Origin of the sequence: Anaeromyxobacter sp., from assembly GCA_016718565.1 — a bacterium.
GTDB lineage: Bacteria > Myxococcota > Myxococcia > Myxococcales > Anaeromyxobacteraceae > JADKCZ01.
Map to the genome: position 1 here is coordinate 119243 of JADKCZ010000018.1, position 24272 is coordinate 143514.

Annotated in this window: 16 protein-coding genes and 1 tRNA gene; 8 read left to right on the forward strand and 9 right to left on the reverse strand. The window is 75.0% G+C overall.

Going from position 1 to position 24272, the window contains the following annotated elements:
* The first annotated feature begins 4 nt into the window (after positions 1-4).
* From IPO09_19615 to IPO09_19630, 4 genes are all read left to right on the forward strand, one after another.
* Positions 5-1756: a hypothetical protein gene (locus tag IPO09_19615; GenBank protein MBK9519497.1), complete on the forward strand. Its 1752-nt coding sequence runs from the start codon at positions 5-7 to the stop codon at positions 1754-1756.
* 92 nt (positions 1757-1848) lie between these two features.
* Positions 1849-2829 (forward strand): glycosyltransferase family 2 protein, encoded by a 981-nt coding sequence (locus IPO09_19620; GenBank protein MBK9519498.1) that lies wholly within the window; start codon positions 1849-1851, stop codon positions 2827-2829.
* A gap of 171 nt (positions 2830-3000) precedes the next feature.
* The gene (locus IPO09_19625) at positions 3001-5169 is read left to right on the forward strand and encodes a hypothetical protein (protein ID MBK9519499.1); all 2169 of its coding nucleotides are present in this window, start codon (positions 3001-3003) and stop codon (positions 5167-5169) included.
* 246 nt (positions 5170-5415) lie between these two features.
* Positions 5416-7131 (forward strand): Ig-like domain-containing protein, encoded by a 1716-nt coding sequence (locus IPO09_19630; protein ID MBK9519500.1) that lies wholly within the window; start codon positions 5416-5418, stop codon positions 7129-7131.
* Between the two features lie 107 nt (positions 7132-7238).
* Here the strand turns inward: IPO09_19630 and IPO09_19635 are convergent, their stop codons facing one another.
* Positions 7239-7550, reverse strand: a complete 312-nt coding sequence (locus IPO09_19635; GenBank protein MBK9519501.1) for a hypothetical protein — start codon at positions 7548-7550, stop codon at positions 7239-7241.
* A 192-nt stretch (positions 7551-7742) separates the two neighbouring features.
* Here IPO09_19635 and IPO09_19640 point away from each other — a divergent pair.
* Positions 7743-7815, forward strand: a tRNA-Lys gene (locus IPO09_19640).
* A 33-nt stretch (positions 7816-7848) separates the two neighbouring features.
* On the opposite strand, the gene IPO09_19645 is transcribed toward IPO09_19640, so the two are convergent.
* The 8 genes from IPO09_19645 to IPO09_19680 form a co-directional block, all read right to left on the reverse strand.
* Positions 7849-8832 (reverse strand): oxidoreductase, encoded by a 984-nt coding sequence (locus tag IPO09_19645; GenBank protein MBK9519502.1) that lies wholly within the window; start codon positions 8830-8832, stop codon positions 7849-7851.
* Positions 8833-8954: 122 nt separating this feature from the next.
* Positions 8955-9374 carry a hemerythrin family protein gene (locus tag IPO09_19650; GenBank protein ID MBK9519503.1) on the reverse strand — a complete coding sequence of 140 codons (420 nt, stop codon included), beginning with the start codon at positions 9372-9374 and terminating at the stop codon, positions 8955-8957.
* 116 nt (positions 9375-9490) lie between these two features.
* On the reverse strand, positions 9491-10378 hold the full coding sequence (locus IPO09_19655; protein MBK9519504.1) for an endonuclease/exonuclease/phosphatase family protein: 888 nt from the start codon (positions 10376-10378) through the stop codon (positions 9491-9493).
* 91 nt (positions 10379-10469) lie between these two features.
* Entirely contained in the window at positions 10470-12107 is a 1638-nt protein-coding gene (locus IPO09_19660) for a hypothetical protein (GenBank protein MBK9519505.1), read from the reverse strand.
* A gap of 6 nt (positions 12108-12113) precedes the next feature.
* The gene (locus IPO09_19665) at positions 12114-14843 is read right to left on the reverse strand and encodes a hypothetical protein (GenBank protein MBK9519506.1); all 2730 of its coding nucleotides are present in this window, start codon (positions 14841-14843) and stop codon (positions 12114-12116) included.
* Positions 14840-15790: a cytochrome C gene (locus tag IPO09_19670; protein ID MBK9519507.1), complete on the reverse strand. Its 951-nt coding sequence runs from the start codon at positions 15788-15790 to the stop codon at positions 14840-14842. Before IPO09_19670 ends, IPO09_19665 begins: the two co-directional genes overlap by 4 nt.
* Positions 15787-17673 (reverse strand): hypothetical protein, encoded by a 1887-nt coding sequence (locus IPO09_19675; GenBank protein MBK9519508.1) that lies wholly within the window; start codon positions 17671-17673, stop codon positions 15787-15789. The genes IPO09_19670 and IPO09_19675 overlap by 4 nt, the downstream gene beginning before the upstream one ends.
* A 62-nt stretch (positions 17674-17735) precedes the next feature.
* Positions 17736-19949 carry an NAD(P)-binding domain-containing protein gene (locus IPO09_19680; GenBank protein MBK9519509.1) on the reverse strand — a complete coding sequence of 738 codons (2214 nt, stop codon included), beginning with the start codon at positions 19947-19949 and terminating at the stop codon, positions 17736-17738.
* 302 nt (positions 19950-20251) lie between these two features.
* Between IPO09_19680 and IPO09_19685 the strand changes: the two genes are divergently transcribed.
* From IPO09_19685 to IPO09_19695, 3 genes are read left to right on the forward strand one after another with little or no spacing between them, the layout of a single operon-like run.
* A complete protein-coding gene (locus tag IPO09_19685) occupies positions 20252-20635 on the forward strand; it encodes a cupredoxin domain-containing protein (protein MBK9519510.1) in 384 nt (127 codons plus the stop codon).
* 21 nt (positions 20636-20656) lie between these two features.
* Positions 20657-22165: a TolC family protein gene (locus IPO09_19690; GenBank protein MBK9519511.1), complete on the forward strand. Its 1509-nt coding sequence runs from the start codon at positions 20657-20659 to the stop codon at positions 22163-22165.
* On the forward strand, positions 22162-24261 hold the full coding sequence (locus tag IPO09_19695) for an efflux RND transporter periplasmic adaptor subunit (GenBank protein MBK9519512.1): 2100 nt from the start codon (positions 22162-22164) through the stop codon (positions 24259-24261). The genes IPO09_19690 and IPO09_19695 overlap by 4 nt, the downstream gene beginning before the upstream one ends.
* The last annotated feature ends 11 nt before the right edge of the window (positions 24262-24272 follow it).

Genomic DNA, 24272 nt, shown 5'->3' on the forward strand with positions numbered 1-24272 from the left:
GGCCATGGGGCGCCGCGCCGCCACCCTGGCCCTCCTGGCCGCGCTGGTGGCGCTGGCCTGCACCGGGCGCGGGGTGGCGCAGCCTCCCGGCTCCTCCCCCCTCCCCCCCGACCGGCTCACCACCTGGAACCCGGGGATCCCCGGGGGCATCCCGGTCGTCGCGGCGGTGCACCGGACCATCGACGCTGCCGTCTGGGGCGACGGGAAGGCCGACGCGACCGCGGCCATCAACCAGGCCCTGGAGTCGGCCGGCGCCGCCGCCAGCGCCGCGCGCCGGCTGGCGGTGGTCCTGCCGCCCGGCCAGTACCGGATCACCGGGAGCCTCAACCTGCGCTGGAGCCACGTGGTGCTGCGGGGCGCCGGGCCGGTGGCCACCCGCGTCCGGCTCGACACCCGCGACGAGGTGTCGGCGGTGCGCATGGGGGTGTTCTGGCCCGACTACCACCCGGCGGTCGACGTGGTGGGCAGCGTGCCCAAGGGCGCCCGGTCGATCACGCTGGCCGACGCCAGCGGGATCCAGGCCGGCGACGTGCTGCAGCTCGACCAGCTCGACGACCCGAGCTACGTCCGGCGCGGCGACCAGGTGTTCGCCAAGCGCGGCCCCCGCCCCGGCGACGCCAACGGCCCGCCGTCGCCGGGCGGGTACCGCTCGGTCGGCCAGCAGGTGGAGGTGGCCGCCCGGCAAGGCCACACGCTCCTGCTCTCGGGGCCCACCCACATCGCCTTCGACGCGGCCTTCTCGCCGCAGGTGTTCAAGACCGCCACGGCCCGCCCGGGCGAGCCCGGGACCCGCTCCGTGGGGCTGGAGGACCTGCACCTCAGCGGCGGGAACAACCACAACGTCTCGCTGATGAACGTGGCCTACGGGTGGGTGCGCAACGTCGAGTCCGACGGCGATCCCAGCGCCGGCCCGGGCGTCTCCGGGGCCCACCTGGCCCTGGTCCACGCCTACCGCTGCGAGATCCGGGGCAGCTACCTGCACCACGCCCGCAGCATCAACCCGGGCGGCGGGGCCTACGGGATCTTCGTCACCACCCAGAGCTCGGACAACCTGATCGAGGACAACATCGTCCGGATGCTCAACAAGCCGGTGGTGTTCGCGGGCTCGGGCGGCGGCAACGTGGTGGGCTACAACGACGTGGACGACGCCTTCATCGCCTCGCACCAGGAGTGGCAGGAGAGCGCCATCGACGCCAACCACGGGTCCTTCTCCCACCACGACCTGTTCGAGGGCAACCTGGCGCCCAACATCGGCTCCGACAGCACCCACGGCAACGCCGGCTGGCAGACCTTCTTCCGCAACCACGCCACCGGCATGAACGGGACGGTCCGCCGCACCCTGAACGTGCGCGCCGTCGGCATCGACGGCTTCAACCGGGAGCACACCGTGGTGGGCAACGTCCTCTTGCAGCCCGGCCTGGTGGTGAACCGCACCCCGGCCGTCTTCCTCAGCACCTCCAGGGCCAGCGGCGGCGCCGCCGCCGTCTACCGCGTCGGCTCCAGCGCCATGGGCGGCCCCTACGAGGCCTTCGACGACGGCACGGCGCTGCGGCTGCTCCTGCGCCACGGCAACTTCGACCACGTCACCGGGGCCATCGAGTGGGACCCGCGGCTGACGCGCGACCTGCCGCCCTCGCTGTACCGCTCGGCCAAGCCGGCCTTCTTCGGGGACGAGCCCTGGCCCTTCGTCGACCCGCTGCGCCGGCCCATGGTCGGGGTCCTCCCCGCCCGCAAGCGCTTCGAGGCCATGCGGTAGCGTCCCCGCCGCCCGGTCACCGGGTCCTGGGAGTCGACACCGGCCCGGGGGGCCGGGCACAGTGGCGCCCAGACCGTCCGGAGGCCTGACCCGTGGATCACCGCCGCTACCTGCTCGTCTCCCCCTGCCGCGACGAGGCCAGGGACATCCGCCGCACCCTGGACAGCGTGGCCGCCCAGTCGGTGCCGCCGGCGCTCTGGATCGTGGTGGACGACGGCTCCAGGGACGAGACGCCCGCCATCCTGGAGGAGTACGCCCGCCGGCTCCCCTACCTGCGCGTGGTGCGCCGGACCGATCGCGGCGCCCGCTCGGTGGGCCCGGGCGTGATCGAGGCCTTCTACCACGGCCTGGAGCAGGCCCGACTCGACGACTACGACTACCTGTGCAAGCTCGACATGGACCTGGATCTCCCGGTCCGCTACTTCGAGCTGCTCATGGAGCGGATGGAGCGCTCCCCCCGGCTCGGCTCCACCTCGGGGAAGCCCTGGTTCCACCACCCGCTCACCGGGGCGCTGACCCCCGAGGCCATCGGCGACGAGATGTCGGTGGGCGCCTCCAAGTTCTACCGGGTGGCCTGCTTCCAGGAGATCGGCGGCTTCGTCCGGCAGATCATGTGGGACGGCATCGACTGCCACCGGGCCCGCCTGCTGGGCTGGACGGTGGAGAGCTGCGGCGACGAGGCGCTGCGGTTCCTGCACCTGCGCCCCATGGGCTCGAGCCAGGGGCGGGGCATCTGGGCCGGCCGGGTGCGCACCGGGTTCGGCCAGTACTTCATGGGCTCGTCGCCGCTCTTCTTCCTGGCCAGCGCCATCTACCGCCTCCCGCTCCACCCCATCGTCATCGGCAGCGTCGCCATGCTCTGGGGCTACTTCTCGAGCGCCGTGCGACGCCTGCCCCGCTACGGCGACGCCGAGTTCCGCCGCTTCCTGCGCCGCTACCAGCACCTGGCGCTGCTGATGGGCAAGGCGGCCGCCAGCAAGCGGGTGGAGGCCGCCCAAGCCGCCGTGTGGCACCGGAGGCACGGCGCGGTCGACGCGGATCCAGCCGCGGCGGGCCAGCGCCGCGCCGGCTGAGCGACGCGCCGCGACCAGCCGGATCGGCCTCATCACCCTCCGTCAGGGTGCGAGACAGGCGTACATGCGCTCCTTTGACTCGCTGCGCCGAGCATGCTGGATTGTCCCGTGTTGAGGGGTCGAGGGATGGCGGGATACCGCGTCGTCCGGAGTCGATCCAGCGAGGACAAGATGATCGTGAAAAGCTCCCTGACCGCCACCGTGGCCTGCACCTTCGCGGCGCTCCTGACCCTGGGCGCCTGCGCCGCCAACCTCTCCGGGGACGACGCCGACCTGCAGGTGATGCCCGCGGCCGCCAGCGTCCCGACCAACGGGCAGGTGGCCTTCGCCGCCCAGGCGGTCGGCGCCGTCTCGACGGCCATCACCTGGTCGATCCTGGAGGGCAGCCCCGCCGGCGGCAGCGTCAGCGGGACCGGCCTGTACACCGCCCCGGCCTCGACCGGCACCTTCCACGTGGTGGCGACCAGCGTCGAGGTGCCCGCGCTGAGCGCCACGGCCCAGGTGTTCGTGGAGCAGCCGACCGAGACCGATCCGGCCGGCCTGGTCCCGGCCGACCGCTACACCACCTGGAACCCCGGCATCCCGGGCGGCGTCCCCACCTACACCACGGTGCACACCACCATCGACGCGGCCAACTACGGCAACGGCGTCACCGACGCCACCAACGCCATCAACGACGCCATCACCAGGGCCGGCGCGGCGGCCAGCGCCGCCAACCCGCAGGTGGTCTACCTGCCGCCTGGCGTCTACCGCACCAGCGCCACGGTCCGGAACAACCAGAACTACGTGGTGGTGCGCGGCGCCGGGCCCGAGGCCACCCGCATCGTGTCCAGCGCAGGCGGCGCCCCGGCCGTCAGCCTGGGTGGGCGGTACAGCTACGCGGCAGCCGTCGACCTGGTCGCCGACGCCCCCAAGGGTTCCCGCAGCCTCACGGTGGCCAGCGCCGCCTCCTTCTCGGTGGGCGACGTGCTCCTCATCGACCAGATCGACGGCCCGGCGGTGGCCACCGGCGATGGCCACTTCTGGAACGGCTCGCTCTGGCTGGGTGACGGCCACTACACCAAGCGCCAGCCCGGCCAGTCCGACATCTGGGGGCCGGTGTCCAGCGGCACGCCCTGGGGCGGCTCTGGCACCTGGCTGCAGATCGTGAACCACAACGCCCAGAACACCGGGCCGTGGCGCTCGGTGAGCCAGTCCCTGGAGGTGGTGGCCAAGAGCGGCACCCTGCTCACCACCCGCGACCCCCTCCACCTCGACTTCACCGTGGCGCGCGCGGCGCAGGTGTTCAAGATCGTCTCGGGCAAGCCGCTCTCCACCACCGACAACCTCGGCACGCACCACTCGGGGTTCGAGGAGCTGGCGGTGGCCGGCGGCAGCAACAACAACATCTCCATGTTCAACGTCGCCTACTGCTGGCTGCGCCACGTCGAGTCGGACGGCGAGCGAATCAGCGGGGACGCCACCCACCCGGGCATGACCGGCATCAGCGTGTCGGTGTCCCACGCCTACCGCTCGGTGGTGCGCGACTCCTACGTCCACCACGCCTCGAACATCGTCAACGGCGGCGGCGCCTACGGCATCGGCGTCCAGGCCGGCTCCTCCGAGAACCTCATCGAGAACAACATCTGCGTCTGGCTCAACAAGCCCATCGTGATGAACGTCTCGGGCGGCGGCAACGTCGTCGGCTACAACTACGTGGACAACGCCATGATCAACGGCACCGCCTGGCAGGAGAACGCCATCAACGGCTGCCACCAGGCCTTCTCGCACAGCGACCTGTTCGAGGGGAACCACACGCCCAACATCGGCTCGGACTCGACCCACGGGAGCGCCGGCTTCCACCTGTTCTTCCGCAACTACGCCACCGGCCGGAACTCGATGCCCTACAACATCGGCAGCGGCACCGGGCTGCCGACCCAGAACCTGCGCGCGGCCGGAGTGGACGCCCTGAGCCGGGAGCACACCTTCCTGGGCAACGTGCTCATGGGCGGGACCGTCTACGAGCACACGCCCTCGGCGCACGCCGGCGGCACCCCCGTCTTCAAGCTGGGCGACAACGGGAACGGCGGCGCGGGCGGCGTCTGGGACTCCGGCCAGGCCGCCAGCTTCACCTACCGCAACGGGAACTGGGACAACGTCTCCGGCGCCGTGGTCTGGGACGCTGGCACCAGCCGCCGCGACCTCCCCCGGTCGCTCTACCTGGTGGCCAAGCCGGCCTTCTTCGGCGCGGCAGCCTGGCCCTGGCTCGACCCGACGGGCGCGACGGCCGCCGATCGGGTCAAGCTGCTGCCGGCCCAGGTCCGCTACGCCGCCGGGACGCCCAACGACCTGACGCCCTGAGCGTTGCCCGGAGCGCCGCTCGCGGCGCCGGATCGGCCCACCCACGGCGCCTCCGGGTGGGCCGCGCCGCGTCGGCGCCGCCCCGGCGCGGCCGTCCCTCACCGGCGGTGCGCTCGTCGGGCGACGACCCGGCGCACCCCATCGGGAGGCAGGCGCCGCGCCCGGGGTGCGGGACTGGCCTTGGGGCGCCGCCCGGGGCCATGATACGTGAGGGCTCACGTAGGCCCACGTGGAGGTCGGGGGACCATGACCAGACAACGCAGCGTGGCCGGCGCCATGGCGCTCGGGTTCCTGGTGCTGCTGGCGGCCTGTGGCGCCAGCGGACAGGTCACCCCGGTGGAGGGCGGCGTCACGGTGAAGGTGGCGCCGGCCGAGGCCGAGACCAACCCCGGCGGCTCGGTCTGGTACAGCGCCGCGGTGAACGCCCCGCTGGGCATCACCACCACCGTCAACTGGTCGGTGGTGGAGCCCGACGGCGGCTCCATCGACCCGCTCGGCCTCTACCTGGCCAGCGGCGGCCAGGGCACCTTCACGGTCCGCGCCACCAGCATCGGCGATCCCTCCGTCTCGGGGACCGGCACGGTGGTCGTGACGCCGGCCCCGGTGGTGTCGGTGGTGGTCGCGCCGCACGCCCGCTCGGTCATCCAGGGCGGCGCGGTCCAGTTCACCGCCACGGTCAGCGGCACCGGCGCGGGGCAGTCCACCGACGTCCGCTGGAGCCTGGGCGGCGTGGGCGGCGGCAGCATCGAGGCCTCGGGGCTCTTCCACGCCAGCGGCGGCACCGGGACCTTCGCCGTGACCGCCACCAGCCTGGCGGACGCCAGCGCCTCCGGGGCCGCCACGGTGACGGTCACCGCGGCGCCGGTCATCTCGGTGAGCGTCTCCCCCGACCCAGGCACGGTGCCTGCCGGGGGCTCCCTGCAGTTCGCCGCCACGGTGAGCAACACCAGCGCCGGCCAGTCGACCGCGGTGACCTGGACCGCCCCGGACCCGGGCGGCGGCGCCGTCGATGCGGCCGGGCTCTACGCCGCGCCGGCCACGGCGGGCACCTACCACGTGCGGGCCACCAGCGTGGCCGACCCCTCGCGCAGCCGCCTGGCCACGGTGGTGGTGACCCCCGCCGGCGGGCTCACCCAGGCGCAGAAGGTGGCGCTGGTGGCCACCAGGCGGTGGATCTTCTACCACATGAGCACCGGCTGTAACTTCACCGGCGGTGCGTGGAGCGGCGTGCCCACCAACGAGCTGGTGCACGACATGGTCTTCTCCGGCTCCAGCCCCTGCGGCCTCTACCGGACGGTGCGCGACGCCGGCGGGGGGCTGCGGGTGGTCCACCCGCCCTACCAGAGCAACCTGAACGCCGTCCCCGACGACGCGCCGGACTCCTCCGCCACCGGCGCGGGCGCCGGGCGCTTCACGGCCGGCACCTTCTGGCACGCCCACGTCATCGGCGCCAACGAGTCGGTGGGGAACAAGCTCGCCGAGTTCGATCGGCACCTGCGCGCCTACCTGGGCGCGCCGGGCTCGGCCCAGGCCCTGGCGCGGGTCAGCCTGGCCAGCCCCATCAACGCCGGCGTGAAGTTCTGCTGGGTGGACGACTGGACGGCCGACATCGTGACGCGCCTCTTCGCCACCTACCAGTCCACCGTGGCCGCCCTGGAGGCCGACTACCCGGGCCTGCACGTCATCCACTTCGCCGCCCCGCTCCAGCCGGCCGACGCCACCCGCAACGGCTACCGCATGGCGTGGAGCGAGCGGCTGCGCACCACCTACCCGGGCCTGGTCTTCGACGTGGACCTGGTGGAGTCCACCCGCCAGGACGGCACGACCTACACCGTGGGAGGGCAGCGGGCCCTGGCCCCCGAGTGGTCGGCCGACGCGCCCAACGGGCACCTCTCCGAGGCCGGGACCAACTGGGTCGGCTCGAAGTTGCTCGACTACCTGGCCGCCGTGGCCCAGCGCTGAGAGGCCAGAAAGGGATCTCCTCCCTTCGCCGGATCGGCCGCTGCGGGCCCCGCCTCGGCCCGACCACCGCGGGACCCCCGGCCGCTGGCCGGAGGTCCCGGGCGGCGCTACATGGGCTGGAGGCAGGTGAGGTAGTCGGATGCCTGCTGGTCGCAGCCTTCCAGGGTGGAGGACTGATCCACCGGGTCGCAGGTGAAGGTGCCGGCGCCGGCGGCGCAGGCGACGAACGCCTTGGCCTGGGCCTGGCACGTCGGGCCCGCCAGGAGCTCCTCGCAGCCGCTGACGCACACGGCCTGGGGGTCGTCGTTGACGCAGGCGGCTGCGCCGGCCTTTTCGCACCCCTTCTCGCAGTCGGACTTGGAGTCGCCGCCACAGGCGGCCAGGGCGGCGGTGCAGGCGAGGGCCAGGATCCACTTCATGGGGTCGTCTCCTCGTGGAGGGGGAAGGTGCGGCGTGAGCCTGGCAGTGTACCCGGCTCGCCGGCCCCCCGGGGAGCCTTCCGCGCACGCCAGCGCCCGGCGCCGGTCCCTGGACCCGGGGACGCGGCGTGCTATCACACCTTCTGCGACACCCCCCCCTCCCGGCGGATCGAGCCGCGAGGTGGGTGTCCCGAGGCGCTAGCTCAACTGGTAGAGCATCGGCCTTTTAAGCCGCTGGTTCTGGGTTCGAGACCCAGGCGCCTCACTCGCTTCGCCCGGCCGCGCGGCGCCGCAGCCGTCAGCGCCGCACGTCCACCACCAGCCGCCCGCGCACCCGCCCGGCCAGGATCTCGGCCGCGGCCGCCGGCGCCTCGCCGAGCCCGATCTCGCTGGTCATGGCCTCGAGCAGCGCCGGGTCGAGGTCCCGGGCCAGCCGGGCCCAGGCCTGCTGCCGGCGGGCCAGCGGGGCGCGCACGCTGTCGATGCCGCACAGGGTGACGCCGCGCAGGATGAAGGGCGCCACCGAGGACGGGAAGTCCATCCCGCCGGCGTTGCCGCAGGCCGCCACCGCGCCGGCGACCCGCACCTGCGAGCAGGCGTTGGCCAGGGTCACCCCGCCCACCGCGTCCACCACGCCGGCCCAGCGCTCCCGCCCGAGCGCCTTGACCGGCCCGGTGAGCTCGGCCCGATCGACCACCGCCGCGGCCCCCAGCCGCTTCAGGTAGTCGCCCTCGGCGGGTCGCCCGGTGGAGGCCACCACCCGGTAGCCGCCGCGCGCCAGCAGCGCCACCGCCACGCTCCCCAGGCCGCCGGCCGCGCCGGTCACCAGCACCTCCCCGTCGCCCGGCGCGAGGCCGTGGTCCTCCAGCGCCAGCACGGCCAGCGCGGCGGTGTAGCCGGCGGTGCCGATGGCCGCCGCCTGCCGGGTGGTGAAGACCTCCGGCACCCGCACCAGCCAGCCCGGCTCCACCCGGGCCCGCTCGGCCAGGCCGCCGAAGCGCACCTCTCCGATGCCCCAGCCGTTCAGCACCACCCGATCGCCGGGGCGCCAGGCCGGCGCCTGGCTGGCCTCCACCGTGCCCGCCAGGTCGATGCCCGGCACCATGGGGAAGGCGCGCAGCACCGGCGCCTTGCCGGTGAGCGCCAGGCCGTCCTTGTAGTTCACGGTGGACCACTCCACCGCCACGGTGACCGCGCCCGGCGGCAGGGCCGAGTCCGGCAGGTCGGCCAGGCGCACCAGCTGCCCGGCTTCGGTCTTCTCGACGAGGATGGCGCGCGCCATGGTGCCTCCGCAGGCGGGATGAGGTCCCACTCGGATAGCAGGGGCGCGGCGCCGCCGCGACACCGGACGTCGGGGTGCCCCGTTGGAGCCGGCGGAGCGGCCAGGTGTCGGGAGGGGCCGCCTCAGCCGGCGAAGGCGCCGACGCGGTCCTTGGTGATCCAGGCCACGTACCGGCGGTCGCTGCCCATGATGTGCTGCAGCAGCCAGTCACGGGTGAGCGCCAGCGCCGCCAGCATGGACGGGGCCTCCAGGGCGCGGATCCGCTCCAGCTCCCGCGAGAAGCGCCGGTGCTCGGCCTGCTGCAGGTCGAGCTCGGGGTAGCCGACGCGGTCGAGCGCCGCCTCCTCGTGGGCGAAGTGGAGCCTGGCGTAGGTGGCCAGCTCCTGCAGGACCAGCTGCACCTCGGTGGGCGTGGCGCCCTGCGAGGCGACCCGGGCGCACCGGTTCATGATCTCGAAGAACTGGCGGTGCTCGCCGTCGACCTCGGGGAGGCCGAGGGCGAAGCTGTCCTTCCAGACGAAGAAGATGGGCTGCGTGGCCATGCCGGGGCTCCTCCCCTCGCGGCGCCGTGAGGTGCCACATTTTGGCACGTTTGCGGGACCGCCCGCCAACCGGGCCGGCGGCCCGGGCCACGGCTGCGGCGGACTGCCGCAGCCGCTCACCGCACCAGCAGGTCCACCACCACCGGCCGGTGGTCGCTGGCGGCCGCCACGTCCGCCCCGCCCTCCACCCGCACCGCCAGCAGGCGCCAGGCCTCCCCCGCGCCGATGGCCAGGTGATCGAGCGCGCCGCGCCCGGCCGCGCCGGACCAGGTCCAGGCCAGCGGCGCCGGCAGGCCGGCCGCCGCGTCCACCCAGGCGCCGTCCGCGAAGAGCGGCGCCAGCGCCGGCGCGCCGGCCTCGTCGTTGAGGTCACCGCCCACCAGCACCAGGGCCCCCGGCGCCGCCGCCCGGGCGTCGGCCAGCGCCCTGAGGCGGGCCGCCTGTCCGGCCCGGCGGACGCCGCCGGGGTCCGACAGGTGGGACGAGAGGTGGCTGCCCACCAGGGCCACCACCCGCCCCCCGGCCAGCAGCCCGGCCTCCACCGCGTCGCGCGGCCAGGCGGGCCGCCCGTCCGGCAACCGCTCGGCGGCGTGGCCGACGTACCAGGTCACCGGCAGGCGCGAGAGGAGCGCCACGTCGATGCCCCGGGGGTCGTTCCCCTCCAGCAGCCGCGCCTCGGGGTAGCCGGCGCGCTCGGCCAGCCGGCCGAGCAGCGCCAGGTCCTCCACCTCCTGGAGCAGCACCGCGTCGGCGTCCAGCCGGGCCAGCACCGCGGCCACCTGCCCGAGGCGCCCCTCCACCTCCGCGGGCGCCTGCGCCTCGTCGAGCTCGCCCGGCGGCGCCAGCCGGTCCACCTCGTCGAACAGGTCGTGCACGTTCCAGCTGGCCAGCCGCACCACCGCGCCGGCGGCGCTGGAGGGATCGTCCGCGCCGGAGGCCGGGGTCCGCGGGACGGCCGGCCCGCAGGCCGGCAGGAGCAGGGGGATGAGCCAGTGGGCGCGCATGGCTGGCGACGCTGCAAGGACGGCGCCCGCGACGGGCCGCCCCCTTCGGCGCCCGCCCCGGCAGCCGCCGGGTGGCCGTCGGCGCGTCGCCCTAGAAGGCGGCGTAGACCGCGGCGCTGGCGTTCAGCCCGAGCGGCAGCGCCTGGCCCTCGCCGCCGGTGGCGTCGAACCCGGTGCGCCCCAGCAGCGAGAGCCGAACGCCCACGTGGCGGGTCAGCTCGGCCGCCGCCGAGAGCGACAGCCCCACCTCCTCGCGCTGCAGGCCGAGCGCCTGCTCGTGGCTCCAGGAGAGCCGCGAGATGAGCCGGAGCGCGTCCCGGGGGCGGAGCACGCCCTGCACCCAGGCGCTGCGCCCGTGCAGCCAGCCCAGCTCCTCGAGGTAGCCGGCGGCCAGCGAGAGGCGGGGCGTGAAGAGCTGGGGCAGCTGGACCTCCGGGCCGACCCAGGTGCGCTCCAGGCTGGCCGCCTCGTCGCGCGAGGTGCCGGCCGCCAGGCCCACCCGCACCACCCCGAGGTCGTAGAAGGCGGTCAGGTCGGCCCGCCGGTTGCGCGAGCCGAAGGCCGGCGGCGCCACCAGCCAGGGCACGGCCAGCCCGCCGTAGTCGAAGCCGCCGCTGAGCGAGAGCCCCGTGAAGGGCCGGAGCAGCAGCTCCACCCGGGCCGCGTCGAGCGCCCCGGTGGCCTCCACCAGGCCGCCGGTGGCCAGGCGCGCCGAGGCGTAGAGGTCGAGCAGCGGCCCGGCGTGCAGCGCGGCGCCGGCCTCCAGCTCGGCGCGGTCCCCCAGCTCGGGCGAGCGCACCCAGGCCAGCCGCCCCTCGTGGCGCAGCACCACCACCCGGCCCAGCCGCCGCTCCAGCGACCAGAAGCCGCCGGCGGTGGCCCGATCGGCGCTGGGGTTCAGGGTGTCCGGCTCCGGCACCAGGCCGCCGAAGAGCCCGGCCTCCCAGCCCTCGCGCCGCACGCCCATCAGGGCGCCGTCCATCACGGTGGCGCCGGGCACGGTCCAGGGCAGGATGCGCCCGGCCGCCAGCGAGAGGCCGCCGCCGGGCCGCGCCCAGGCCAGCTGCGCCTGCCAGACGTAGAGCCGGGTGTCGTCCTGCGGCCGGAAGGTGGCCGGACCGCGCGCCAGCCACTGCTCGGCGCGGAGGTCGAGGTCCAGGGTGAGCGGCCCCACCGCGGCGCCGTGCACGCTGGCGTCGAGCCGCGCCACGTCCCAGCTGTCCGAGCCGGAGGAGGTCCAGAGCGCGTCGCCCAGCGCCACCTCGGCCACGGTGCCGCGCGGGGCCGCCATCTTGGGCGCGCCCTTGGGGGCGGCCTTGAACTCCACGGCGGCCACCGGCGCGGCGGCCACCACGGCGCCGCGCCGCGCCAGCTCGGTCTCGGTGGGGAGGGCCGGCAGCGTCACCACCTTCACGGTCGGGGCCGCCACCGGGGCCAGCTTGAAGGCGTCGCCGGCCCTGGCCTGGCCGCCGCTGCAGGTGGCGCCACCCGGACCCACGGCCTCCACGGTGCAGCGGCCGATCTCCTCCTCGCCGCGCCACAGCGCCACCACCTGGCCGGGCGCCAGGCCCTCGTCGGCGCCGGCGTCGAGGTAGGCGCGCGCGCCGGTCACCTGGAGCACCCGCCCCACGCCGGGCACGCGGGGGCGGGCGGGCTGGGCCGTCTCGAGCGGCGACGCCGGGGGGAGGAGCCCGGCGCCGAGCGCCAGGGCGAGGACCGGTGCGAGCATGGCCACCTACCCGCTCCCGCTGCGGTGGCAGGTGTAGCAGCCGGTCGGCGTCGGGGTGAGCGACCCCTTGGCCTCCTTGAAGTTGGTGCCCCAGGGCTTGTCGGTGCGCAGCCGGGAGTGGCAGGTGAGGCAGCCGGCCGAGCGGTGCTCCCCGGTGCCGAAGCCCGAGTCGCCGCCCGGATGGCTGGAGACCCGGTAGAGCTGCGAGTCGGCGTGGCACTTGAGGCAGCCGGCCAGGGTGAGCGGCTGGCTCGGGCACGGCGGGTTGTCCGTGCCGTTCGGCGTGCAGAGCGCCAGGATGCTGGTCGACCGGCCGCCCACCAGGACGGGGTTGTGCTTGGTGGAGAAGCCGGTCTTGGTGTCGTGGCAGGTCTTGCAGGCCAGGGCCGTCACGTCCTTGCGGTTGGCGCTGGTGTGGCACTCGGAGCAGCCCAGGCCGGCGTGCTTGGTGCCGGCGCCGATGGGGAAGAGCTGCGGGTGGTTGGCCGGGGCCCCGCCCGCGCCGTCGGCGTGGCAATACAGGCAGGCGGCCGAGAGCCCGCGCGCCGCCACCGTGGTGGCGTAGGTGGTGACGCCGGCGTGCAGCGTGGCCAGGCTGACCTGGCCGGCGGTCAGGCCCTGGTCGTCGTGCTGCGCCTTGCCGCCGCCCACCGCCACGTGGCAGCCGACGCAGGTGACCTGCTTGAAGTCGCGGGCGTACTCCCAGTGCGGCGCGGCCACGGTGGCCAGCCGGTTCGTCGGGTGGCAGGTGAGGCAGGTGCCGCCCTTCGTCCCGGAGTGGGAGCCGGCGCCGACGACGAAGCCCTTGGCCGCGGTGGCGTGGCTCTTCACCGTCACCGTGACGCCGGCCGTGGTGGCCGGCAGCTTGCCGTCGGCGTGGCAGGCCAGGCACTTGACCGGGTTCAGGGGGTCGGCCGCGAGGTCGGGCACCGCGGCGTGGCCGGTGGCCAGCGGCACGGCGTCGGCGGCGTGGCACTGGGCGCAGCGGAAGTCGGCCGGGTTCTTCCGGTTCGACGAGGTGTGGCAGTCGAGGCAGGCCGCGATGCGGGCGCTCGGGTAGACGTGCTTGGAGGTGGCCGAGAGGCCGAAGTACTGGTCGTGGTCCGCCGGGGGGCCGGCCACGCCCTTGGGGTGGCAGGTGCGGCAGGCGGCCGACAGCCCCTGGGCCGCCACCTTGACGGCGTAGTCGGTCACGCCGGCGTGCAGCGTGGCCAGGCTGACCTGGCCCGCCGTCAGGCCCTGGTCGTCGTGCTGCGCCTTGCCCCCGCTCACCGCCACGTGGCAGCCGGTGCAGCTGGTCTTCTTGAAGTCGCCGGCCCAGGGGGTGGGCTCGCCCTTGAGCGAGGGGTGGCACTTCAGGCAGGCACCGCCGGCGGCGCCCGAGTGGGCCCCCGCGTCGATGGGGAACGGCGTGTGGCCGGTGGCCACCCGGGTGGGGATGGCGTCGTACTCGTGGCAGCGGGCGCACAGGGCGCTGGCGGCCAGCGAGGTGTCGGCGGGCGCCACGTCGGGCACCCGCGCGTGCTTGGGCCCCACCGGCGAGGTCGCCGCGTGGCAGGCGGCGCAGCCCAGATCGGACTTCCGGAGGGCGGTGACGTGGCACTGCTCGCAGCTGGCCACCACCGTCTTGGCGAGGTTCTGGTGGGGCAGCAGGTAGTAGGGGTGGGCCCCCAGCCCCTGCGGGTGGCAGGCCAGGCAGGCGGCCGAGAGCCCCCGGTCGGCGTCCCCCCCGGCGGCGGCGACGGCGGCGTCCACCACCGACGGGAAGAGCACCGCCTTGGGGACCGGCTGTCCGGTCACCTTGTCCACCAGGGCCAGGTGGTAGGCCTGCAGGGCGGCGCGCGAGCCGTGGTCCACGTCGGACGGGCCCACCAGGTCGTGGCAGCCGACGCAGCTGGTCACCTTGAAGTCCGCCGCCAGCTTCTTGCCCGGGGCGGTGCTCAGGGCCGGGTGGCAGGTCAGGCAGGCGGCGCCGGCCCCGGTGTGCACCGCGGAGCCGCCGACGGCGAACCCCTTGGCGAGCGCGGCGTGGCCGGCCACCGTGACCGGCACGGTGGAGGAGCCGTGGCAGCGGACGCACAGGGCGGAGGCGGCCTCCTGCTGGGCCGGCGTGGCGCCGGCCACCAGCGGCACGAAGCCGGTCACGCCGACGTGGGCCGTGGCGGTGGCCGCCAGGTCGTGCGGGTGGCAGGTGGCGCAGCCCATCACCAGGTACTGCCCGGCGGTCCGCTTGACGTGGCACTCGCCGCAGCGGGCCACGGTGGCGCCGGCCGCGTCGCCGTGCGGCAGCGGGAAGTGGAGCGCGTGATCGATGGCGTCGCGGATGCCTTGCGGGTGGCAGGCCCGGCAGGCGGCGTCGAGCGTGTCGTAGGCCTGCCCGGTGCGGGCGGTGATCTCGGTCACCGCCGGCGAGGCCCGGTGCAGCGTGGTGAGCGCCGCCAGGTCGTCGTGCATCAGGGTGGGCGCCGGCACGTGGCAGCCGGTGCAGGTGAAGGTGGTGAAGGCGACGCTGGGCGCCCGGGTGATCTTGTCGTAGTGGCAGGCGTTGCAGTCGGCCACGGCCTGGCCCACGGCCGGGCCGTGGGCGTCGCCGGGGGCGATGGGGAAGAAGCGGGCGTGCGTCGCCGAGGTCGGCATGGTGACCGACGGGGCGGACGACCCCAGCCCGTCGCCGCAGGCGGCCAGGAGGGCGGCGCAGCCGAGGGCCGCCGCGAGGTGGAGCGGGCGCCTGGTCATCGGGCACCTCCGGTGGTGCGTGGGAAGCTGGTCGAGAAGCGGTGGCACTCGTAGCAGCGCGGGTTGGAGGGCAGGTACCCGGGCACGCCCTGGTGGTCCGCCGCGGGGCTGGCGTGGCAGCGCATGCAGTCGGCCGGCGGCACGGCGGCCGGGGTCGGGCTGCAGGTCATGGGCTGGCCCGCCACGTAGGGCGGGATGCCCCCGACGTGGCAGTCGCGGCACCCGATGCCGGCGTGTGGCCCGGCGCGGATGGCGAAGCAGGTGTCGTGCGCCGGGAAGCCGCCCGGCCGGAAGCGCCAGGCCCCGTGGCAGCCGCGGCAGTCGGTGGAGAAACCGGCCTGGACGTGATCCAGCAGCGCCGGGTCGGCCGCGGTGCGATCGTAGTCCTGCTGGTGGCAGCCGACACACCGGGAGACCGGCCGGGAGAAGGATCGGTCACGCCGATCGCCGTGGCACTCCTCGCAGGGCAGCGCGGCGTGGCGGCCGGTGAGCGGGAAGCTGGTGCGGCGGTGGGCGTCGGGCCCGAAGGAGGCCTGCTGGAAGGAGCTGGTGTCGTGGCAGCGGTCGCAGCGCTGGCCGAGCCGCTGGGCGTGCACGTCGCGGTGGCAGGCGGCGCAGGCGCGCGGGACCGGCTTGACGAAGTCGCTGCCCGGGTGGCAGGCCGAGCAGGTCACGTCGCGGTGGCGGCCGGTGAGCGGGAAGCCGGTCCTGTCGTGCGAGAAGCTGACCTTCTTCCACCCCTCGGCGGTGTGGCAGAAGCCGCAGCGGGTCTCGCCGGCGTGGGCGCCGGGCGGCCGGGCCACCAGGTCGGCCGGGAAGACCGGCCTGGCCGGCCCGGGGACGGCCGCCTGGAGCGCGGGCGGGGCGGCGGGCGTGAGGGCGGCGGCGCGGGCGGGCGCCGCGGACGGCGCGGCGAGCGCCAGGGCGAGCAGGCAGGCGGAGGTCACGGCTTGAACCCCTTGAAGGCGCCCTGGTGGTGGTCGGCGTGGCAGCCCTGGCAGTCCACCGGCAGCGGCTTGTAGCGGCGCGCCTCGACCCCCTTGGCCACCTGGACCAGTGGGTGGCACTGCTCGCACTTGAGCGGCTTGTGCTTCCCCTCCAGCTTGTAGCGGCTGTCCTTCTGGTGGTCGAAGCGCAGCTTCTCCTTCCAGCCGGTCGTCTCGTGGCAGCGGGCGCAGTCGGTGGCGCCCTTGACGGCCAGCTGGCCGGCGTGGACGTCGAGGTGGCAGGCGGCGCAGGTGAGCGGCAGCGGCTTGTAGCGCACCGCCCCGGTCTCGCCTGGCTTGTGGCAGGAGGCGCAGGCGGCCTTCTCGTGCTTGCCGGTGAGCGGGAAGCGGCTGTCCTTCTGGTGGTCGAAGCGGGCCTTCCTGAAGGACTCCACCACGTGGCAGCCGGTGCAGCCGTCCTTGTCGAGGCGCGGCTGGAACTGCCCGGCGTGCGGGTCGCGGTGGCAGGCGCGGCAGTCCTTGGCGGCCCGGGGCAGGTCGAGCAGCGCCAGGCTCGGCTTGACCGGCCGCTTGCGCAGCTCCAGCTTGGCCCGCACCGCCGCCGGCACCTTGGCCTCGAGCCGCTGGTCCTTGGGGTGGCAGCCGGCGCAGGCCACCACGGCGTGCGCCCCCTCCAGCCGGTAGGCCAGCTTCTGGTGGTCCTCGAGCTCGTAGCGGACTGGCAGCCAGGCCTCCACGGTGTGGCAGCGGTCGCAGGTCTTCACGGCCGGGGCGGTCGGCGCCGGCGCGACCCCGCCCGGCCACGGGGCGCCCACCTTGCCGGGGGCGGGCCTGGCCACCTTCGGGCCGGCCGCGGCGGCGCCCGGCAGCAGCGCCTCGGCCAGCTGCCCCAGGTGGGCGTCGAAGTGGCAGTCGGTGCAGCGCTCGAAGGTGAGGCCGCGGTAGACGGCCTTCTGCCCCGGGTAGGGGCCGTGGCAGGCCTCGCAGCGCGCCTGCAGGTGGGCGCCGCGCAGCGGGTAGCGGGTCTTCTCGTGGAAGACCTTCTCCTTGGCCGCGCCGTGCAGCACCTTCCAGTCGGCCGGGGTGTGGCAGCTCTGGCAGGCCTGGCCGAAGCGGCCCTGGTGCGGGTCCTTCTTGTGGCAGTCGGTGCACTGCCCGAAGGGCACCGGCTTGTAGAGGGCCTGCAGGGCCGGGCGCACCGCCGGCACCTTGGCGCCCGGGTCCCCCAGGGGCGCCGAGGGCTGGTCGGCGTGGCACTTCACGCAGGCCACCTTGGCGTGCTTCCCCTCCAGCTTGTAGGCGGCCTTGGCGTGGTCGAACTTGGCGGGCTTCCAGGTGACCAGGCCGTGGCAGCGGGCGCAGTCCTGGCCCGGCTGGCCGAGCTGGCCGCGGTGCTCGTCGACGTGGCAGGCGGCGCAGGCGGTGGGCGCGCCCAGCTGGCTGGCCCGCCCCTTCTCCAGCACCGCGCGCACGCTGGTGTCGGTGATGAGGCGCGGGTCGTGGCACCTGGCGCAGTCGGCCTTGGCGTGCTTCCCCTCCAGCAGGTAGCCGGTGCGCTTGTGGTCGAAGGCCTTCTTGCCGGCCGCCCCCCAGTCCACCAGCTTGAAGTCGCGGCCCTGGTGCTCGTGGTGGCAGGTCTGGCAGGTGCGCTCCTCCGGCTTGAGCCGGCCGTGCAGCCCGCGGTTCTGCAGCAGCGACGGGGTCAGCTCCTTGTGGCAGGCCAGGCAGTGGTGCTGCGACAGCTGCTCGCCGGCCTCGTGGCACTTGGTGCAGTTGGCCAGCCCCTCCAGCGAGGCGTGGGGGCGGGCCAGCGGCCCGGGCGAGAAGATGTCGGCGCGGGCGGGGCCGGCCAGGAGCCCGACGGCCAGCAGCGCCGCGGCCAGGAGGGGCCGGGGCGGGGCGGAGGCTCGGGCCGCCGGCGGGGAGAGGCGCGGGGTGGGTGCGGTCACTTGAGCCCGTATCCGAGGTAGAGGGAGACCGCGATGTGCGCCGAGAGCGACAGCACGAGGAAGATGGCCATGGTGGCGTGGAAGACCCGCCAGCCGCGCAGCAGCGCCTTGAGCGATCCGTAGAACCGCAGCTGCCAGCGCAGCCGCATCAGCTTGACCAGCGCCCGCTTGAGGTCGAGGTAGGTCTCGGGGTCGGGGAAGCGGCGCCGCAGCCAGCGCAGCCGCAGCCGCAGCGCCGCCGTCTCGAAGGGGAAGCGCAGGAAGAGCGTCAGCATCGAGCCCGCCTGCACGGGGGCGGTGGCCCGGTCGAGGATGGCGGCGGCGCCGGGGCCCACGTGGGCCAGCCCGGGCGCCGCGAAGGCCCGCAGCCGCTCGAAGTTGGCGGTCAGGTCCTCGAAGGCCTCGGCCCGCCCACCCTGGGCCGGCACCAGCCCGAAGATGTAGCGGCCGATGATGCCGGTGGCCATCACCACCCCGAGCGCCACGGTGGTGGCGGTGGCCAGCACGTTGTTGGCCTGGAAGGCGGCGTGGAAGGCGATGACCAGCGGGCTCATGGTGCCCACGAAGACGTGGAAGTCGAGCCAGCCGCGGATGTCGCCCCACTCCATGAACGGCTCGCCGCGCTTGCGCACGGCGTAGAGGAAGTTGGAGAGCATGAAGGCGGTGGCCACGATGCCCACCCCGTGCCCCCAGGGACCGGCGGACTTGAGCTCCAGGTGCCGCGGGTGGCCCAGCCGCGCCACCTTGGAGAGCTCGTAGTAGTCGAAGCCCTTCCAGGTGAGGAAGGCCAGCAGCGCCGCCCCGGCCACCGTGTAGAGGCCGCGCAGGATCCAGAGCCGGCGCATCAGCTTGAGGTCGTCGGCGGTGCCCGCGTGGCGCCGCCTCTGCGCCCCCTGGCCCGCCTTGGGCGACCCCAGCGCCTCACCGTGGAACCGGCGCATGGTCACGCCGGCCTGCTGCAGGAACTCGGTGGGCAGCTCGCCGCCCACGTTGACGATGACGAAGTCGTTGGGCAGGTGCACCGCGTGGCCGCCCACGTCGAGGCGGACCTCGTCCGGGTCGATGGCGGTGACCGTGGAGGCCATCAGCGCCTTCACCTTGCCGGCCGCCACCAGCTGCCCCAGCCTGGCCCGGTTGGCCTCGCGGCAGCGGCCGAACTCCGGGCTGCGGTAGCTGATGGCCACCTCGGCCGACGACTCGGTGGCCAGCTGGATGGCCGCCTCCAGGGCCGAGTCCCCGCCGCCCACCACCAGCACCCGCTGGCCGTCGAACTGGTCCGGGTCCTTCAGGCCGTAGAGCACCTTCTCCTGGTCCTCGCCGGGCGCGCCGAGCTTGCGCGGGGTGCCGCGCCGGCCGATGGCCAGCACCACCTTGGCGGCCTCCACCACGCCGGCGCTGGTGTGCACCTGGAAGCGGCCGTCCTGCCCCTCGATGGCCCCGACCTTGACGCCCTGCTCCAGCCGCAGGTCGGCCTTGGCCACCACCTGCGCCCAGCCCTCCAGCAGCTCCTCCTTGCTGATGAGCTTCTTGCCGAACTTGCCGATGAAGGGCAGCTCCACCCGCTCGGTCATGGCCACCTTGCGGCGCGGGTAGTGCGCCACCGAGCCGCCCAGGGTGTCCTGCTCGAGGAGCCGGAAGGCCACGCCGCGGGCCTTGAGCCCGAGCGCGGTGCCCAGCCCGGCCGGCCCGGCGCCCACCACCACCACCTGGCCGCCGCCCGTCACCACCTCGGCCAGCCGCTCCGCCACCTGCAGCCCCTGGGTGATGGCGTTCTTGATGAGCCCCATGCCGCCCAGCTCGCCCACCACGTGCACGCCCGGCCGCGAGGACTCGAAGTACTGGTCCACCTCCGGCAGGTCCACCCCGCGCTCGGAGGTGCCGAAGACCAGCTTGATGGCCCCCACCGGGCACTCGGCGGCGCACTTGCCGTGGCCGATGCAGTGGTCGGCGTGCACCAGCCGGGCGGCGTGGTCCACGATGCCCAGGATGTCGCCCTCCGGGCAGGCCTTCAGGCAGGAGAGGCTGCCGATGCACACGTCGGTGTCGACCACCGGGTGGAGCGACTTGGGGATGTGCTGGTTCTTCTCGATCTTCAGCCGCAGCGCGGCCGAGTCCCGGCGGTCGCGCAGGGCCCTGCGCACGAGGTGGTAGACCCCTGCGACGAATGCGGCGCTGAGCGCGCCGATGACGATGATCAGTCCTCTGTCCATGTGCCAGGTGAAGCGGCGAAGGGCCCCTCGGCCGTCGGTGGCGCGCCGCCTCGAACCTCCAACTACCCCCGCAACGGGGGAAGGTTCAAGATCGTAAAAGGTTTTGGATCGACAAAGGTTTATTGCTCAGGCGCCGCGACAACCGGCCGCAGGACCCCGCAACTCGGCGGTCGGCCACCTACACTTCCACCACCCTTCGGGTGTACCTTCTCGGCGCCGTCCGGCGCCTTCCGCCCCAGCCGGAATCCATTGGGATTCGGGTGGGTTCCATGCCCATGCCCCTCCTGTCGAGGTCCACGCCCATGCGCACCGCACTGCTCCTGCCGCTCACCGTGCTCCTCGCCGCCCAGCCCGGGCTCGCGGCGGAGCCGACCACCCCGGCCAAGCCCGCCGCCGCCAAGCCGGGCGCGAAGCCCGCCGCCGGCCTGACCATCGAGATGACCGCCAACGAGGACGGCTTCATCCCCAACCGCATCCACGTCAAGAAGGGCCAGCCGCTCACGCTGGTCATCACCCGCACCACCGAGCAGACCTGCGCCACCGAGCTGGTGGTGAAGGACTACGGCATCAACCTGCCGCTGCCGCTCAACAAGCCGGTCACGGTGACCTTCACGCCGGTCAAGGCCGGGATCGTGAAGTACGCCTGCGCCATGGACATGAGCACCGGCATGCTGCTGGTGCAGTAGCGGCCGCCGCCGGACCAGCGCGTGCTCCCGTCCCCCCCCCCGCCCCCCTGCCCCACCGCCGGCCGCGCCGTGGCCGGGCGCGCCACCCTGGCGGCCCTGGTCGCCGCCGCGTGGCTGGCCGCGCCAGCGTCGGCGCGCGCCGACGAGCACGCCCACCATCACCCGCCCCCTGCCGCGCCGGTGGACGGACCGGACGCCGGGCTGGCCGCCGGCGTCAGCCTCGAGGCCGTGCTCGAGCGGGTCCTTTCCCGCCACCCGGCGCTGCACGAGGCCTCGGCCCGGACCGCCGCCGAGCAGGCCCGCGCGGGCGCCGCCGGGCGGCTGCCGGCGCCCGCGCTGGAGGCCCAGCTCTACCAGGCGCCGCTCGACCGGCCCGCCGAGTGGGGCCGCGCCAACATGCTCATGCTCGGCGTCCGACAGGGCCTCCCGCCGCCGGGCCTGCGCGAGGCCCGCGCCCGCGCGGCCCGGGCGGTGGCCGACGCCGGCCGCGAGGGGGTCGGGGCCCGCCGGCTGGAGCTCGCGGCGCAGGCCCGCAAGGCCTTCGCCGCCTACGCCCACGCCGCCCGGGAGGAGGAGGTCCACCTGCAGCACGTGGACCTCAACCAGCAGATCGTGTCGCTGGCGCGCGGGCGGTTCGAGGCCGGGAGGATGTCGAAGCGCGACCTGCTCCGCACCACCTACGAGCTGGCCCGGCTCCACGCCGACGTGGCCGGGGTGGAGGCGCAGTCGCGCGCCACCCGCGCGCTGCTCAACACCCTGATGGCCCGCGACCCGGACGCGCCCCTTGGACCACCGGTGGCGAGCACGAGCTCGTCCCCGTCCGCGACCGCAGAGCCCCCTCACCCCGGCCCTCTCCCCCATCTGGCCGGGCGAGAGGGAGCGCACAGCGCCGCGACCTCGACCCCACCCCCCGAACCCGGCACCTACGCCCACGCCGCCACCCACGCCCCGCCCCTGGCGGCGCTGGACGAACGGCTCGCCGCCCGCCCGGACCTGGTGGCCGCGGCCCGGCGGGTCGACGAGCGGGAGGCCATGCTGGCGGGCGAGCGCCGGGAGGCGGCCTGGCCGGAGCTCATGGTGGGCGCCACCTACGGCTACATGCCGGTGGACGGCATCCACACCTACACCCTGACCCTCGGCGCCACCCTGCCCTGGCTCTGGGGCGGCCGCGCGCCGCTGGTGGAGGCCGCCGCCCGCGACCTCGAGGCGGAGCGGCGCGCCCTGGAGCTCATGACCCGCGCCGCCCGCTACGAGGTGCGGGAGGCGGCGGCGCGGCTGGCCGCGGCCCGCGAGCAGCACGAGATCCTGGACCGCGAGCTCGAGCCGCAGGCGCGGCGCGACGCCGAGGCGGCCCGGCTGGAGTTCCTCACCGGGCAGGGCGAGGCGGTGGCGGCGCTGGAGGCGCTCCACATGCTCCTCACCGTCCGGGTCGAGCGGAGCCGGGCGCTCCTGCTCGCCGAGGAGGCCGCGGCGGACCTCGACCGCGCCGCCGGACTCCCTCCCCTTCCTTCGCCTGGAGCACGACCATGACCGACGGCCACCACACGCCCGACCCCACCCACGGGCCAGGCCACGAGGCCATGCCGGAGGGCGAGGAGCAGGCGCCCCCGGGGACCCGCACCATGGCGCTGGTGCGCTGGGCGCTGGTGGGGCTGATGGCCCTGGCCGCGGCCGGCGCCTGGGTGAACCACCTCCTGGAGGCCCGCTCGGTCAGCCAGGCCGCCGGCGTCCAGTACCTCTGCCCGATGCACCCGCAGATCGTCACGGGGCAGAAGGGCGAGTGCCCCATCTGCGGCATGGACCTGGTGCCGGCCGGCGAGGACGCGGGTGCGGGCGTCGCCGGCGCGACCGCCGGCTACACCTGCGCCATGCACCCGGCCTTCGTGAGCGCCGACCCCAAGACCCGCTGCCCCGAGTGCGGCATGCGGCTGGTGCCCCGCCAGGCCCCCCAGGGCGCCGCCGCCGGCCAGCCCGCGCCCGCCGCGCCGGGCGGACCGCCGGTGCCCGGCGTGGTGCCGGTGGAGCTCTCCGCCGACCGGGTGCAGCTGGTGGGCATCCGGTCGGTGGCCGCCACCCGCGAGACCCTGGCCTCGGCCGTCCGCTCGGTGGGCTTCGTGGCCGCCAACGAGGGCGGGCTGGTGAGCGTCAACACCCGCTACTCCGGCTGGGTCGAGCAGCTGGCGGTGGCCCAGACCGGCCAGCTGGTGCGGCAGGGCGACATCCTGGCGGCGGTCTACAGCCCGGAGATGCTCAACGCCCAGCAGGTCTTCCTGAACGCCATCAAGTGGTCGGAGCGCAAGCCGGGCGGCTCCGCCCCGGCGCCGGCCATCGCCAGCGACCTGGAGCGCGACGCGCGGCTGCGCCTCGAGCTGCTGGGGGTGGCGGCGGAGGACATCGACGCCATCGCCAAGGCCGGGCAGCCGCTGCGGGCCCTCAACGTCCGCTCGCCGGTGCGCGGCTACGTGGCGCGCAAGAACGTGCTGCGCGGGCTCTACGTGCAGTCCGGCACCGAGCTGTTCCAGCTGGCGGACCTCTCCACCGTCTGGGTGCTGGTGGACGTGTACGAGAGCGAGATCCCGCGGGTCAAGGTGGGCCAGCAGGCCACCTTCGAGCTCAAGGCCTACCCGGGGAAGCAGTTCACCGGGCGGGTCCAGTTCATCTACCCGGCCCTCAACACCGGCAGCCGCACGCTGCAGGCTCGCGTCGAGCTGCGCAACCCGTCGCTGGAGCTGCGCCCCGGCATGTTCGGCGACGTGACCCTCGACGTGGGCGTCGCCGAGGCGGTGGTCATCCCACGCGAGGCGCTCATCGACACCGGCGATCACCAGTACGTCTTCGTGGAGCGCGGCGGCGGGCGCTACGAGCCGAGGCCGGTGCAGGCCGGCTGGTCCGGCGGGGGCAAGGTGGCCATCCTGGCCGGGCTGGCGGAGGGGGAGCGGGTGGTCACCACCGCCAACTTCCTGGTCGACTCGGAGAGCCGGCTCAGGGCCGCGGTGGAGGGCTTCAACGCGGCGCCCGGACAGGCCCCGGCGGCCGCCCACGAGCACGACCACGGCGCGGCCGGCCAGGGCGGCATGCCGATGTCCGGCGGAGCGGCCGTGCCCGCGCCGGCTGGCGCGGAGCCCCGGGCCAGGCCCCGACCGCCCGCCGCGGCGGGCCGCTACACCTGCCCCATGCACCCCGCCCTCGACGTGGCCGACGCCAAGGCCCGCTGTCCGATCTGCGGCATGAGGGTGGTGCCCCGGCCTCCCGGCGGTGGCGCCCCGGCCATGAAGATGCCGATGGACCCCGCCATGAAGATGCCGATGGACCCCGCCATGAAGATGCCGATGGACGGGGCCATGCCCATGCCCGCCGAGGGCGGGATGAAGATGCCGGCCGGGGACGCCATGCCCATGCCCGCCGAGGGCGGGATGAAGATGCCGGCCGGGGACGCCATGCCCATGCCCGCCGAGGGCGGGATGAAGATGCCGGCCGGAGACGCCATGCCCATGCCCGCCGAGGGCGGGATGAAGATGCCGGCCGGAGACGCCATGCCCATGCCCGCCGAGGGCGGGATGAAGATGCCGGACGGCGGCGGCGCCGCGCCGCCGGCCCCACCCCCGCCCGGCCGCCCCGGGACCTGAGAGGGGCCCGG

Excerpts from the sequence above, each read along its gene's own strand:
- IPO09_19655 (MBK9519504.1), bottom strand. The coding sequence starts at position 10,378 with ATGCGCGCCCACTGGCTCATCCCCCTGCTCCTGCCGGCCTGCGGGCCG.
- IPO09_19645 (MBK9519502.1), bottom strand. The coding sequence starts at position 8,832 with ATGGCGCGCGCCATCCTCGTCGAGAAGACCGAAGCCGGGCAGCTGGTG.
- IPO09_19680 (MBK9519509.1), bottom strand. The coding sequence starts at position 19,949 with ATGGACAGAGGACTGATCATCGTCATCGGCGCGCTCAGCGCCGCATTC.
- IPO09_19635 (MBK9519501.1), bottom strand. The coding sequence starts at position 7,550 with ATGAAGTGGATCCTGGCCCTCGCCTGCACCGCCGCCCTGGCCGCCTGT.
- IPO09_19695 (MBK9519512.1), top strand. The coding sequence starts at position 22,162 with ATGACCGACGGCCACCACACGCCCGACCCCACCCACGGGCCAGGCCAC.
- IPO09_19660 (MBK9519505.1), bottom strand. The coding sequence starts at position 12,107 with ATGCTCGCACCGGTCCTCGCCCTGGCGCTCGGCGCCGGGCTCCTCCCC.
- IPO09_19665 (MBK9519506.1), bottom strand. The coding sequence starts at position 14,843 with ATGACCAGGCGCCCGCTCCACCTCGCGGCGGCCCTCGGCTGCGCCGCC.
- IPO09_19685 (MBK9519510.1), top strand. The coding sequence starts at position 20,252 with ATGCGCACCGCACTGCTCCTGCCGCTCACCGTGCTCCTCGCCGCCCAG.
- IPO09_19625 (MBK9519499.1), top strand. The coding sequence starts at position 3,001 with ATGATCGTGAAAAGCTCCCTGACCGCCACCGTGGCCTGCACCTTCGCG.
- IPO09_19650 (MBK9519503.1), bottom strand. The coding sequence starts at position 9,374 with ATGGCCACGCAGCCCATCTTCTTCGTCTGGAAGGACAGCTTCGCCCTC.
- IPO09_19615 (MBK9519497.1), top strand. The coding sequence starts at position 5 with ATGGGGCGCCGCGCCGCCACCCTGGCCCTCCTGGCCGCGCTGGTGGCG.
- IPO09_19630 (MBK9519500.1), top strand. The coding sequence starts at position 5,416 with ATGACCAGACAACGCAGCGTGGCCGGCGCCATGGCGCTCGGGTTCCTG.